This is a genomic window from Aeribacillus sp. FSL M8-0235, from assembly GCF_038000355.1.
In the GTDB taxonomy this organism is placed as follows: domain Bacteria; phylum Bacillota; class Bacilli; order Bacillales; family Aeribacillaceae; genus Aeribacillus; species Aeribacillus composti.
This window is the reverse complement of record NZ_JBBOBW010000001.1, coordinates 1457679-1471721: the sequence shown is the minus strand read 5'-3', so window position 1 is coordinate 1471721 and position 14043 is coordinate 1457679. Positions and strand designations below refer to the sequence as shown.

At 39.1% G+C, this 14043-nt stretch carries 14 protein-coding genes; 1 reads left to right on the top strand and 13 read right to left on the bottom strand.

Annotated elements, in window-relative coordinates; translation table 11 throughout:
* Positions 1–8: 8 nt before the first annotated feature.
* The 10 genes from ptsP to NSQ71_RS07130 form a co-directional block, all read right to left on the bottom strand.
* Positions 9–1724 (bottom strand): phosphoenolpyruvate--protein phosphotransferase, encoded by a 1716-nt coding sequence (ptsP, locus tag NSQ71_RS07175; RefSeq protein ID WP_066247962.1) that lies wholly within the window; start codon positions 1722–1724, stop codon positions 9–11.
* Positions 1724–1990 carry a phosphocarrier protein HPr gene (locus tag NSQ71_RS07170; protein WP_063389338.1) on the bottom strand — a complete coding sequence of 89 codons (267 nt, stop codon included), beginning with the start codon at positions 1988–1990 and terminating at the stop codon, positions 1724–1726. The genes ptsP and NSQ71_RS07170 overlap by 1 nt, the downstream gene beginning before the upstream one ends.
* Before the next feature lie 127 nt (positions 1991–2117).
* Complete coding sequence (ptsG, locus tag NSQ71_RS07165) at positions 2118–4187, bottom strand: glucose-specific PTS transporter subunit IIBC (RefSeq protein WP_339199612.1); 2070 nt, start codon at positions 4185–4187, stop codon at positions 2118–2120.
* Positions 4188–4358: 171 nt separating this feature from the next.
* Positions 4359–5198: a glucose PTS transporter transcription antiterminator GlcT gene (gene glcT, locus NSQ71_RS07160; protein WP_063389340.1), complete on the bottom strand. Its 840-nt coding sequence runs from the start codon at positions 5196–5198 to the stop codon at positions 4359–4361.
* A gap of 219 nt (positions 5199–5417) precedes the next feature.
* Positions 5418–6293: a cation diffusion facilitator family transporter gene (locus NSQ71_RS07155; RefSeq protein WP_063389341.1), complete on the bottom strand. Its 876-nt coding sequence runs from the start codon at positions 6291–6293 to the stop codon at positions 5418–5420.
* Between the two features lie 252 nt (positions 6294–6545).
* Complete coding sequence (locus tag NSQ71_RS07150; protein WP_063389342.1) at positions 6546–6692, bottom strand: YvrJ family protein; 147 nt, start codon at positions 6690–6692, stop codon at positions 6546–6548.
* A gap of 66 nt (positions 6693–6758) precedes the next feature.
* Positions 6759–6977, bottom strand: a complete 219-nt coding sequence (locus tag NSQ71_RS07145; RefSeq protein WP_311067150.1) for a DUF2922 domain-containing protein — start codon at positions 6975–6977, stop codon at positions 6759–6761.
* Between the two features lie 19 nt (positions 6978–6996).
* Positions 6997–7215: a DUF1659 domain-containing protein gene (locus NSQ71_RS07140; RefSeq protein WP_063389344.1), complete on the bottom strand. Its 219-nt coding sequence runs from the start codon at positions 7213–7215 to the stop codon at positions 6997–6999.
* Positions 7216–7575: 360 nt separating this feature from the next.
* Entirely contained in the window at positions 7576–8535 is a 960-nt protein-coding gene (gene pfkA / locus NSQ71_RS07135; protein ID WP_327863580.1) for a 6-phosphofructokinase, read from the bottom strand.
* A 96-nt stretch (positions 8536–8631) separates the two neighbouring features.
* Entirely contained in the window at positions 8632–9327 is a 696-nt protein-coding gene (locus NSQ71_RS07130; RefSeq protein WP_063389346.1) for a thermonuclease family protein, read from the bottom strand.
* Between the two features lie 208 nt (positions 9328–9535).
* Between NSQ71_RS07130 and NSQ71_RS07125 the strand changes: the two genes are divergently transcribed.
* On the top strand, positions 9536–9757 hold the full coding sequence (locus NSQ71_RS07125; RefSeq protein WP_082829436.1) for a hypothetical protein: 222 nt from the start codon (positions 9536–9538) through the stop codon (positions 9755–9757).
* Positions 9758–9784: 27 nt separating this feature from the next.
* Here the strand turns inward: NSQ71_RS07125 and NSQ71_RS07120 are convergent, their stop codons facing one another.
* The 3 genes from NSQ71_RS07120 to NSQ71_RS07110 all read right to left on the bottom strand — a co-directional run bounded on the left by NSQ71_RS07120 (position 9785) and on the right by NSQ71_RS07110 (position 13990).
* Positions 9785–11683, bottom strand: coding sequence for a heavy metal translocating P-type ATPase (locus NSQ71_RS07120; RefSeq protein WP_340734417.1), 1899 nt, complete (start codon positions 11681–11683; stop codon positions 9785–9787).
* A gap of 314 nt (positions 11684–11997) precedes the next feature.
* Positions 11998–12546 (bottom strand): TlpA disulfide reductase family protein, encoded by a 549-nt coding sequence (locus tag NSQ71_RS07115; RefSeq protein ID WP_340733507.1) that lies wholly within the window; start codon positions 12544–12546, stop codon positions 11998–12000.
* Between the two features lie 118 nt (positions 12547–12664).
* Positions 12665–13990 carry an oligosaccharide flippase family protein gene (locus NSQ71_RS07110; protein WP_066247952.1) on the bottom strand — a complete coding sequence of 442 codons (1326 nt, stop codon included), beginning with the start codon at positions 13988–13990 and terminating at the stop codon, positions 12665–12667.
* Positions 13991–14043: the final 53 nt, after the last annotated feature.

Genomic DNA, 14043 nt, shown 5'->3' with positions numbered 1-14043 from the left:
CGTACCTTTTATATTTGGAACGTTTTTTTAACAAAAGAAACGACTTCTTCCGTTGTTTGCATAGAAAGAACTTTTTCTTTAAAGCTTTCTGCTTCCTGTTTTGAAAGCTTTTTAATTTGTGAACGCGCAGGCAAAATAGATGTTGCGCTCATGGAAAATTCATCTAATCCAAGTCCAAGCAGAAGCGGTATAGCAATCGGGTCTCCTGCCATTTCTCCGCACATTCCAACCCATTTTCCTTCTTTATGAGCTGCATCGATCACAATGGAAATTAATCGAAGGATGGCCGGATTATACGGTTGATACAAATATGAAACCCGTTCATTCATCCGGTCTGCTGCCATTGTATATTGAATTAAATCATTTGTTCCAATGCTGAAGAAATCAACCACTTTGGCAAATTGATCCGCCATAACAGCAGTTGATGGAATTTCAACCATTATTCCAACTTCGATATCATCAGCTACTTCAATACCTGCTTGAACAAGTTTTTCTTTTTCTTCGAGCAGAATAGCTTTCGCTTGATGGAATTCATCGATTGTCGCAATCATTGGAAACATGATTTTTAAGTTTCCATATTTGCTTGCGCGAAGCAGCGCTTTAAGCTGTGTCCGAAAAATATCTTGCTTTTCTAAACAAAGGCGGATGGCGCGGAATCCAAGAAAAGGATTCAGCTCCTTTGGAAGATTCAAGTAAGGAAGCTCTTTGTCCCCGCCGATATCCAATGTACGGACAACAACAGGTTTTCCTTCCATTCTCTCAAGAACTGTTTTATATGCTTCAAATTGTTCTTCTTCTGTAGGCATTTGGTCTCGTCCCATGTATAAAAATTCCGTACGGTAGAGACCTATTCCTTCACCGCCGTTGTCAAGAACACCTTGTACGTCATTAGGCGTGCCAATATTAGCGGCAAGCTCGACACGATGTCCATCCTTCGACAACGTCGGCTCGTCTTTTAATTTAGCCCATTCCGCTTTTTGCTCTTCATATTTTTCTCTTTTCTTTTCATATTCGGCAATACAATCTTCACTTGGATTTATGATTACTTGTCCTTCAATCCCATCAACAATGACTAAAGCACCGTTTTCAATTTTGGCGGTAGCTTCCTTTGTTCCGACAACAGCAGGGATTTCCATAGAACGAGCCATGATCGCAGAATGGGATGTTCTTCCTCCAATATCAGTTGTAAATGCTTTAACAAAATTTTTGTTTAATTGCGCAGTATCAGAGGGTGTTAAATCTTCTGCAACAATAATGACTTCTTCATTAATTAAACTTGGATTTGGGATTTGAACGCCTAATAAATGGGCTATAACCCTTTTCGTGACATCCCGAATATCCGCTGCTCGCTCGCGCATATACTCATTTTCCATCGCTTCGAACATCGCAATAAATTGATCAGCTGTTTCCCTCATCGCAAATTCAGCGTTTACAGCTTCGTTTTCGATTTTCTCTTTGACTGGATTTAACAGCTCAGGATCGTTCAAAACGAGCAAATGCGCTTCAAAAATCGCTGCTTTATCCGCACCAAGCCTTTCTTCTGTGCTGTTTTTAATTACCTCGAGCTCTGCTTTGGCGCTTTCGACAGATTGTTCAAAACGCTCAATTTCTGCTCGAATATTTTGTATTTCTTTTTTTGATACGGTTAAATCCGGCTCTTCTAGACGGTATGCCTTCGCAATAGCAATACCGTTTGATGCTGCAATCCCAGATAGCTGTATCATTATTCGCCTAACCCTTCTTTTTTGATTGTCTCTTCAATCGCTTGAAGTGCATCATTTTCATCAGCACCTGATGCTGTAACTTTAATGGTTGCTCCTTTTGGAATACCTAATGACATAACTCCCATAATAGATTTTAAGTTTACTGTTTTTCCATTGTATTCCAAATTAATGTCGGCTTCAAATTTGCTTGCCGTTTGCACTAATATAGTCGCAGGTCTTGCGTGAATTCCTGTGTCAGCGGTAATGTTGAATGTTTTTTCAGCCATTTGCATCAAATCCTTTCTGCTATTTTCTTTAAAAATTTTATCAGTGCATGTCGAGTTGTGCAAGCTGATAATCAATTATTTGTGAAACCAGCCTTGTCCGATTTAAACAAGGCCGGTTTACTAACTGCTACCGAATGGCAATAATGTTTTCTTCGCCCTTGTTTACTTTGCCTACTTTTTTCAATTCAATTGCTTCACCTTCTTTTAAATTAGTGAAGACAATCGGCGTCATAATAGAAGGAGAATGATTTTTAACATATTCAAGATCCACTTCAAGAAGTTTGTCACCTAATTTTACAGTATCGCCTTCTGAAACGAAAATGTCAAATCCTTTTCCTTTCAATTTTACTGTATCAATACCAAAATGGATCAATATTTCATGGCCAGAATCAGACTGCAAGCTAATAGCATGTTTCGTTGGAAATACATTTAACACTTTACCGTTAACAGGAGAGACGACGATACCTTCTTCAGGTACAATAGCAATCCCATCTCCCATCATTTTTCCAGAGAATACTTGATCCGGTACTTCTGTAATCGGATGAAGAGTACCTGTCATAGGCGATGAAAATGTTAAGCTTTCGCTTTGTAATTCTTCCGGCATAACATTTTCCACTTGTTCTTTAACTTCCTGCTCTGGAGAATGAACTTTTTCTGCTCTTGGAGTTCTTCCATTCATGATGTCTTGTATTTGAGTTTTTAAATTGTCCGATTTAGGGCCAAAAATTGCCTGGATGTTGTTGCCCACTTCTAAAACACCTGAAGCGCCGAGCTTTTTCAAGCGTTCTTTATCAACTTTCTTTTGATCATGAACAGATACGCGCAGCCTTGTGATACATGCATCAAGGTGCTGAATATTTTCATTTCCGCCAAGCGCCTCTAAAATGTTATATGGAAGATCTCCGGCTTTTTCGCTCTCCTGCTCATCATCAGACGTTTCAACACTTGCATCTTCCCGTCCAGGAGTTTTCAGGTTGAATTTTCGGATGGCAAATCGGAAACCGAAATAGTAAAGGACCGCAAATACAAGCCCAACTGGGATAACGAGCCACCAAGCCGTTCGATTCGGAAGGACGCCAAATAATATAAAGTCGATCACTCCGCCTGAAAAAGTCATTCCAATTTTAACATGTAAAATATGCATGACCATAAAGGATAGTCCTGCAAATATCGCATGAATCGCAAACAAAAGCGGTGCTACAAACAAAAAGCTGAATTCAATCGGTTCTGTAATTCCTGTTAAAAACGATGTCAACGCGGCAGAACCCATAATCCCTGCGACCACTTTTTTATTCTCGGGTTTGGCTTCGTGATAAATAGCGAGTGCTGCGGCAGGGAGACCGAACATCATAAACGGAAATTTACCTGTCATAAACGTTCCAGCTGTCAATTCCACACCGTCCTTGATTTGGGCAAAGAAAATGGCCTGATCGCCGCGAACAACGTGCCCTGCTTCGTTTACATAAGAACCAAATTCATACCAAAAAGGAGCATAGAAAATATGATGTAATCCAAACGGAATCAATGAACGTTCAATCACACCGAAAATAAAAGCGGCGAGCGTTTTGTTCGTCTCAAGTATTCCTTGAGAAAACTGGTTTAATGCCCCTTGGATCGGCGGCCAAATAAAGTACATCGCAATCCCTAATAGAACAGCGGACGCAGCTGTCACAATTGGAACAAACCGCTTTCCGGCAAAAAATCCTAAATATTGCGGAAGCTCAATTTTATAATATTTGTTGTACATATAAGCAGCTATGATACCTACTATGATCCCGCCAAACACACCTGTTTGCAAAGTCTCAATTCCGAGAACGTTTGCAAATGCTGGATCAGAACTAATATCTTTAGGCATTTGACCCAAACCTGTTAAAATACCGTTCATTGTAACATTCATAATTAAGTAGCCGATGACTGCTGCAATCCCTGCAACTCCATCGCCGTTTGCAAGACCGATTGCAACGCCGACTGCAAATAACAACGGCAGGTTGGTGAATACTATTTGCCCAGCTTGCTCCATGACGCTTGCGATAAGCACGATCCAGTCGTTCGTTAAAGCAGGAATTCTATCTGTTAAATCCGGATTTTGCATAGCATTACCAAATGCAAGCAAAATACCTGCTGCAGGAAGAAGCGCTACCGGCAGCATAAGCGCGCGTCCTATTTTTTGTAAAACACCGAAAATTGATTTAAACATAACATGACCTCCTTATAATTATCATTTGACAAATGCAGCAAGAATAATCGATGTATTAGAAAAAACAAAAAAGGCATGGTGAAACAAGGCGTCAACTGTACGAAAACAAATCCCTATACAGTACACCTTGCTCACTCATGCCTGATCGAATCAGTAACACGTGCGCAAAATTTATTCTTTTTTTGCTATTCGATATAAATGCATCGTTAAATAAACAGCTTCTGCTTCATCAATTTGTTTTTTCAATACTTGCTGCATCATTTTAATCATTTTCCATGCAACATTATAGCATAGAGGATATTTTTTTTTCAACAATAAAGCTAATTCTTCTGGTTCTTCCGTTTTTTCCTCTTTGAGAACCCTTTCAATTGTTGCCTGAAGATGCCTTACAAGCCGCAAATAATTAAAGCTTTCTTTATCAAGCTGGATGTTTAAGGAATCTTCTGCAACTTCGATTAACTGAGCAATAAGCTGAGAATGGCGGTTCACTTCAGAAATTGATTTATGCGTTATGGCGCTGTGAATGTGGAGAGCGATGAAACCGATCTCACCTTTGGGCAGCTTGATTTTCAGCTTATCTTCAATAATGGACACCACTTCACTAGCAATATTATATTCTTTCGGATAAAGCACTTCAGTCTCTGATAAAAAAGGGTTTTTGATGTCCATCCCCTGCTCGATCCTCTTAATTGCGAACGTAATATGGTCTGTTAAAGCTATATGAATATGTTCATTCAGAGGAAGTCCGACTTTCTTTGAAATGTGGGCAATACAGTCTGAAACAACTTCTATCATCTTCTCGTTTGTATAAGGAAGAAGTTTTTTATATTGTTCCTGTTCTTGTTCGTTTTTCAGCACAAATATCTTTTCAACTGTTTCGTTGGAAATCAGCTCCCCCCTTTTTTTTCCGAAACCGATTCCTTTTCCAATCAAGACGACTTCCTGAAAGGTGTCGTGGCCAGCTATTAATACATTATTATTCAACACCTTTTTTACTTTAAAGGACCCCATGTTTAAAAAGACGCTCCTTTACCAGAAATCTATATAATCGTACAAAAAAAGAACGGGGAGGTCAATGCATTTTGCACTCAGCAAAAGCAAGAAAAAATTTACAATCGAACACCTAAGACTGGGGGTGAGGCATCTAAAATGGAAATAGAAAATTTAGTTTTTTCACCTTTTTCTCGGCAGTTCATACTTTCCTTTCCAAAAATGAAGAGTCCGTTTTTTTCAACTGTCGCCTTTTAAAGGTTCTATATGCACATGTACGTTCGTAATATTAAATTCTTCCGTCAGCCTTCTTTCCACTTCATCACAAATCGCATGGCTTTCAACGACATTTAAATTAGAATGAACTTTAATGACAACATCAACATATACGGTGCTTCCGACATATCTGGCTTTAATATCTTCAAGCGATTGAACCCCGGGTATATTGTTAATCGTTTCTTTATATTTGTCTAACTCCTTCTCGGAAAATCCGTCCGTTAAGGAATGAACCGCTTCTTTGAAGATATCCCAAGCAGTTTTGCAAATAAGCACTCCGATGATCATCGCAACAACTGTGTCCATCCATGCGATATGAAATTGCGCCGCCAAAATCCCTAGGAATGTTCCGACACTGACATATGCATCGGATCGATTGTCCATAGCTGCTGCCATGAGCGCTTGACTTTTTATTTTTTTCGCAAGTCTTACATTAAATAAATAAACGGAAAACATGACGATTGCTGAGCCGATAGCCGTCCATGCCGCGATCAAATCAGGTGATTCTGTTTTCGGGTTTATGATTGATTTTGCTCCTTCAGTAAGAACTTCAAAACCAACCATGACCATAATCAATGATGCAATTAAAGACGCAATGGTTTCTGCCCGAAAATGTCCATAGTGATGATCTTGGTCAGGAGGACGCTGCGATATTTTTAATCCGACTAAAACCGCGATCGAAGCAATTACATCAGTCCCGTTGTTCAGTCCGTCAGCCATTAAAGCTTCCGAATGAAAAAAATATCCGACCGCTATCTTTACAACGGTCAACAAAATATAGGCTGCAATGCTAATCCATGCTCCCCGTTCACCCTTTTTTAAATTTTGATAAACTTCCACCTTCCACTAACTCCATTCGTTTAGTCTGCCATTTATACTATCAAAAAAACATGTAAAGGTCTATACATACAGATTATTTCCTTGTTACAAAAGGTTTAATATCAAAAGGTTTTTCTGAAATCAAAGCGATCATTCCAATATGGAGATTAGTAAAACAAGGAAAAATATAAATTATTTCATTTTTTTTACATTACATTAAAAAAATATAGCAACCAAACTTTTTACAGTTTGATTGCTATCAATCGAGAGAGATTAATTTTCTTTTTGTGTCAAATAAACCGGGATCATTTGAATCGAATGGTTTAGGTCATCAAGCTTGCCTTCAATCCGGTGAAGCAAATAGAGTGTCACAACAATAGGAAAACCGACATCGCTGATAAACGACAGCCAATCGTGCAAACCAATCCCTCCCTTTATGGCATCTGAAATCCGGCCTGTTCCCGAACCGGAAACAGGCCGCTTCCGTCAGCTCATCGTATATTCTGTCACCGTTTGCTCAATAATTCTGGCTCCTTTTTTTGAAACGAGCGAACCCCCAGAAGAAGTAAAAACATTTGATTGAATGATTGTTTCCATAGCTTGACCAATTTGCTCTGCTGTTAATGAATCCTTAGGTTCATCAACATTAATTCTGACTGTCTTTCCTTCCATATTGGCAAAAAGAAGATCGAGCGATTTAGACATTTTTTCACCCCCAGATTACTTATGCATTAATTTGATGCGTATCGTTTCGTTCCACTTTGGCAAGCGGCATTTTTTGAAGACTGGCAATTGCTTGGGCTGCTCTAAGCAAATCATCTGCACTAGCTGACGTTTTAATATTGCTGTAATTTTTATAGCGATACAGCGGCTTGCCGGAATGATCAAAACCTTCTTCAAAAACAAGACGCAATTGTGATTTGACCGGTTGAACCTCAGCCATTTGCTCGCACCTCCTTTCACCTTCTTTATATAAAGAAATGAAAAAAAAGGGGCAGCAAATATGTAAAAAGGTGAAAAAAGAAATGAAAACGGAGCCCTGTCGCTGCAGACAACGGCTGTTGATGCCGTTTTGACCATTTCCAATAAACGGAATCTCTTTGGTTTCGTCAATATTTTATTTGGATAAAACTAAATTTTAGAGTAATGAATTTCATCAAAATTAAAAAAGCATTTACGAAGTGCTCTCTTTTATTATGAAAGTGGTCAAACCCCATTAAAAAAGGAGACTTCGTAAATGCAAAACTATTGTGTATCACAAAACGGAACGGATGAAAAAATAAAAGAGCGGTGTCCGCTCTTTTTAAATAGAAAGCTGTTTTGACAACGTATATAATTCTCCGATTGGTTCGCTCTTTTCTTTCAATATCTCTTCAATATCATGATCAACGATTTGGTTTTTCTGTATTCCGACTGCTCTTCCGCCTTTTCCTTCTAACAGAAGCTCAACTGCTCTCGCTCCCATTCTGGAAGCAAGAACTCTATCAAATCCAGTTGGAGAGCCGCCGCGCTGAATATGCCCTAATACCGATACTCGCGTCTCAATGCCGTATTTTTCCTTTAAAATATCGGCAAGTTTTGATGCGCTCATAACTCCTTCAGCTAACGCAATAATGGAATGTTTTTTCCCGCGTTCAACACCATGCTCCAACCGCTTGACAATATCATCTAAGTCAAACGATCTTTCAGGGATTAAGATCGTTTCAGCGCCTCCAGCTACTCCTGCCCAAAGCGCTATATCACCAGCATGCCGCCCCATCACTTCGATTATAAAAATCCGCTCATGGGATTGCGCTGTGTCCCTAATTTGGTCCATTGCCCTTACAACCGTATTCAGAGCTGTATCAAATCCGATCGTGAAATCTGTTCCTGGAATATCGTTATCGATCGTTCCAGGCAATCCAATGCAAGGGAAGCCTTTTTCCGTCAGCTTCAAAGCCCCTCGGTATGACCCGTCTCCGCCAATTACAACAAGACCTTCAATTTCAAATGATTTTAATTGTTGAATCGCAAGAAGCTGTCCTTCTTCTGTTTTAAATTGTTCAGAGCGCGACGATTGGAGAATCGTGCCGCCGCGGTGAATAATGTCCCCTACAGAGCCAAGCTCTAATTTTTTTATGTCACCGTTAATTAATCCTTGATATCCATGGTATACTCCATAAACTTCCAACCCATGAAATATCCCTTTTCTTACAACTGCACGTATTGCAGCATTCATCCCCGGAGAATCTCCGCCAGACGTTAATACAGCTATTCGTTTCATTCCATCACCTCATTATGCAGTTCAATAATTGCTGCCATCTCATGTTTTATAAAATGTATTATATCAAAAAACTTTCCCGCTTAAATGATTTTCTCGTTATTCAGCTTTTCGAAATCCGGCTTCTTTTGCTTCCTCCTCTGTACAAAACATCATTTCTGGTTTTGTTATATAATAGTGCCTGCTGCCAGGCATATGGTATATTTTTTCACCTTTTGAATTAATGTTTCCTTTTATGTCGCAGCCCTCTTTTTTGTCGTCTTGTCCAATCTTATCATTAAATCCATCGTTTGTAACATAGTTTTCTATACTCCAGATTCCGATTTCTTTGTGCTGGGCTTTTTTTTGAACATCCAAAAAACGGTCTACATATTTTGTATTTGGCTGATGAACGTATGCGACGCGGGCTAGCCCGTTTTCAAGCAGCATTTCATTAAACATTTGTCCGTTTATATATAAATAAACAAGTAATCTTCCATACTTGTCACGTTCTCTAACGCCAAGCTCTAATTCAACTTTTTTGTCTGACAGCATTTCTTTTGCAAAATTGCTTGCTTCGATTGCAAATGGCTGCACAGGCTTCGTTGGGTGTACAGATTCAGGAGTATCGACAAGAAGAAGTCGGATTGTTTCTTTTTTATTGTTGACGATGACTTTCATCGTATCACCATCGACGACATCAATTACTTTGGCTTCCAACCGATTGTTTACGGCTGAATCATCTTTTTGCCAAAGCTCCCATCCGAAAAATAATGCAAGCAAACCAAAAAATAAAACAATCCATTTTCTCCACATGATGTTCTTCCTCTCTATTGTGTCCATTCAATGAAATATCATTTTAAGCGAAAAGAACATTCATATCAATAAGAAATGTGGAGGATTTTTCACCTTCAAAGTTATTTTAAATGTTGTTTACATTTTTCTCGGAATATTTTATAAATAAAACCATTCTAGTATAATAATAATGGTAAAGCAATCGGGGGAGTTAAGGAGTGTATTTTTTGTGACATTTATCAAAAGAAATATCGTCCCGATCCTCTGCTTGGCGGCATTTTCGTCACCCATAATCGGCATGATGTTAATTGATGTGTATTATTACAGTTCGGTAATCGGGTGGGTGGTTGGATTCATTTTTATTGTAGCTGCATACATAATTGTAACGAAACGACCCGATGACTCTGAACCAAATGACTTTTTAAAAGAAAATAAAAGGCGGATCATATAGCTTAATCCGCCTTGTTATTCTTCTTATTTATGATCTTAATAGCCGCAATCCATTTAAAATGACAAGTATGGTGCTTCCTTCGTGGCCAATGACTCCGAACGGCAAGTCAATGACTTGAAGGAAATTAGCACATATGAGAAGGGCGATGACCGATAGAGAAAAGGCAATATTTTGTTTCACAATTTTGTTCATTTTTTGCGACAATTCGATCGCTTTGATCAATTTCGTTAAATCGTTTTTCATTAATACAACATCTGCTGTTTCCAAAGCAACATCCGTTCCCTCCCCCATTGCTATACCGACAGATGCTGTTTTTAAAGCTGGTGCGTCATTGATACCGTCGCCGATCATCGCCGTTACGCCGAATTGTTTATTCAACTGCTTTATTCGGTCAACTTTGCTTTCAGGCAGACATTCACCGTGAAATTCATCAACGGATGCCTCTTTAGCAATGGCTTCAGCTGACGCTTTCGTATCGCCCGTCAGCATCACCGTATAGATGCCTTTGCTTTTCAATTCATCCATCAAATTTTTCATATCAGGTCTAAGTACATCTTTTAAAGCGATGCTTGCGGCAATTCCTTTTTCGTCTTTAACATAAACAACCGTTTTCCCTTGTTTGTATAATTTCTTGGAAACAGAGTTTTGAAATTGTTCAGCCTCTTCTTTTCCGACAAACGCAGCTTTCCCAACGAATATTTTCTGCCCGTTCCAAGAAGCAGAAACTCCAAACCCTGAATGTTCATCCACTGATACCCATTCATCTTTCAGTCCTTTTACATTTTCCTGAATATAAGCTGTAATAGCTTTGGCAAGAGGATGGGAGGATTGCCGCTCAATATTATAAACTGCTTGTAGCAGCTCTGTTTTTTCGACGTCTGGGCGTACGATTACGTCCGTGACGATCGGCTCGCCTTTTGTCAAAGTTCCCGTTTTATCAAACGCGACCGCCCGAATTTTATTAAGACGCTCTAAATGTACGCCCCCTTTAAACAAAATGCCGTTTCTTGCCCCGTTAGAAATAGCGGATAACGTCGCCGGCATGATCGAGGCGACGAGCGCGCACGGGGAAGCCACTACCATAAACACCATCGATCTGTAAAAAGCTTCCTGAAAGCTCCAGCCTAATAAAAATGGAGGAGCAAACATCAAAACAGCCACTGCAATAAGCACACCTTTTACATACGTTCCTTCAAATTTTTCAATAAATTGCTGGGACGGAGATTTTTCAGATTGGGCGTTTTGCACCAGTTCAATAATTTTTTGAAAAAGCGTTTCCGATGCTTTTTTCGTTACGCGAACGGTGATCGATCCATTTACGTTTACAGTCCCTGCATACACTTCACTTCCAGGCTCTTTCTCAACCGGGATGGATTCGCCCGTTATAGCTGATTCATCCACTGTCGTATGACCATTTATGAGCTGGCCATCCACCGGAATGCGGTCCCCGGGCTTCACAATGATCAAATCTCCAATCGATAAAGTGGAAACATGCACTTTTTCTTCCCGTCCATCTACTAAAAGCAGCGCTTCTTCAGGCTGCAATTCCATCAATGAAGAGATCTCTTTGTTTGTTTTGTTCATTGTATACGTTTCTAATGCGCCGCTTAGGGCAAAAATAAAAATTAAAATCGCTCCTTCAAGCCAATGGCCGATGATTGCCGAACCGATAGCAGCAAAAACCATCAGCAGCTCTACATTCAACTTGCCTTCGCGGATCGTTTCTTCAATTCCCTCTTTAGCTTTGGCAAATCCCCCAATAACGAATGCGAAAATAAATAAAATCGTTGATATGATGTTGAAATCATCTATACTAAGCAGCCAAGCGAAAAAAATGAGAACACCTGACACAATGGCCGCAATCATTTCAACATGCTGTTTCAACCCTTGAAATAATTCCGTATTATGAAACATCTTTGCTTCCATTCTCACTTACAACCTCCTAACTGAGAATAAAATTCAGCTTCACTTCTATTGAATTCCATATGCTATTCTTGGCGACTAGTAAAAAAACTATTAAAATATCAACATCTATATGTATATTATATATCAACAATTATTTTTTTCAAGTAATAATTATATTAATTTTAAATTAATAATTAGTATTAATAATTATTATCATTCTCAATCACGGTTTTTTTACAGATCAAAAACGTAGGTTGGAAAATCGGTCGATTCATATGTTAAGCATTAAAATTCTATTTTTTAAAAAAGAAAAAGCACAGAAGCTTCGCTGTGCTTTACAAATCGGTTAAACGTTTTAATTGTTCGTTTGTTACGGGACCAATGATTTTTTTAAACACCTGTCCTTGTTCATCGATTATAAAAGTAGTGGGAATGACCATAACCTTGTATAATTTCATGACTTCGCCTTTTTCATCAAAAAGCACAGGAAAATCAAATCCGCTCTTTGATAAAAAAGACTTTACTTCTTCTTTTCCCCCTTCTTCTGAAGTAATGTTAATTCCTAAAAACGCGACGTGCTCAGAATCCGCTTGTTCATAAAAACGTTGAAGCTCAGGCAATTCTTCCTTACATGGAGGGCACCACGTCGTCCAAAAATTGATCACGACCTTTTTCCCTTTAAAATCCGAAAGTTTTACCATCTTGCCGTCAGTTGTTGGCAAAACAAAATTGTTAGCGGGCACTTTCGAATTTTCTTTCGTTATTATTTCTTTCATGGTTGTTTTGCTCGGTGCATTTTCTTGTTTCAAATCGCTCTCTTGACATCCAAAAAACACACATGATATAAGCAGAAAATGAAAAAGCAAGGCAGCTGTTTTTTTCAAAACGCTTCCCCCTTCATGAGAGCACTATTTTTTTCCATTCAATGATGGAAAAATGATGACTTTCGCTATTTCATACTTTATTGCTGCGATAGATCACAGTAGAGACACCCGGAAAATCTTAATGAACACGTTTTTCCTTCAGCGACCAATAGCCAATGCCGATTTTTTGGCATATTGTCATATAATGCATTAACAATTGCAGCAATCCTCCTGCATTGAGCCCGATAATAACTCCTGACATTTGCCATTCTGGCTGCGATCCAAGCAAAAAGATGACGACAAACGAGATAAAATGTGCCCAAACCGTATGAAACAAAGCATCCTTTATTAAATTCAGACCGATCAAATACGCTTGCAGCGGAATGATCAAAAAGTGGGTAAAAAAGTACGGCCATAAAAGCTTTAAAAAAAGTGTTGCAGTAGTTCCGTTGACAAACAAACTTGTAAGCGGCTCAGCAAAAGCAAACATAATCACAATCGCAGGTATTCCGTAAAGCATTGTCATTCCGAGCGATTGCTGCAAAAGCTTCTTTAAAAGTTCCTGGTTTCCTTTAGCAAACGCTTCTGATACAGTTGGGATCAAAATCGTTAACAGTGCATGAGCGATAAACGCTGGAAAAAAGCCGATCGTCATCGCAACTCCGGAAAGCAGACCGAACTGTTCTGTCGCTCCAACCTCCGAAACACCTGCTGCCATTAATGCATATTTGATTAAAAACGGCTGAATCGCATGTGTCATAGAATGAAAAATGCGCAAAATTGTCGTTGGAACAGAGACACGAAATAAACTCCGCCGGATCAAAGCTGTTTTGGATGAAGCGAGCGTGCTTTTTTTTAGTTCTTGCGCCTGATAGACATAAACGGTAAGCAAATAAAGAACAATAACGGCTTCGCTTGCAATAAATGAGCTTAACCCTGCAATGACAGACATTTCAGGAGAAAATTCAAACAGGTTGAACAGCAAAATGAGCAGAATAAGCTGAACAAGCTTGCGAAATCCATTTGCAAATGCAATTTTCCCCATTTGCTGCGTGCCCATTAAATAGCCTCTAGCAATAGAGGAAAAAGAAATCATCGGAACAAGCAGTACAAATAAAACCGTAACGGAAGGATGATAGCTTTTTAGCGGCGGAAGAGCAGGAAACAGCAAAAAAACAATTAAGCTGAAGCAAATGCTGATCCACAAAGTTAGGCGAAAAGCATATTTCAACATTGGCCAATGGTACGGCTTTTCAGTTTCCGCCACATATTTTGAAATAGATATCGGCAATTCAAAGCTTGCTAACACGATAATGAAAAACATAATAGGCATGATCGACATATAGTGGCCGATGCCTTCTTCACCAAGTTCCCGCGTCAATACCATGTTAATCATAAAATCAAAGCATTCCCCTAGAAACGAAGCAACGATTAAAAGCAGAGCTCCCTTAAAAAAAGTTTTCATTTTTCCTCCCTCTTTTCTTATTTCATGCATATGAGACAAGTTCAAAAACATGA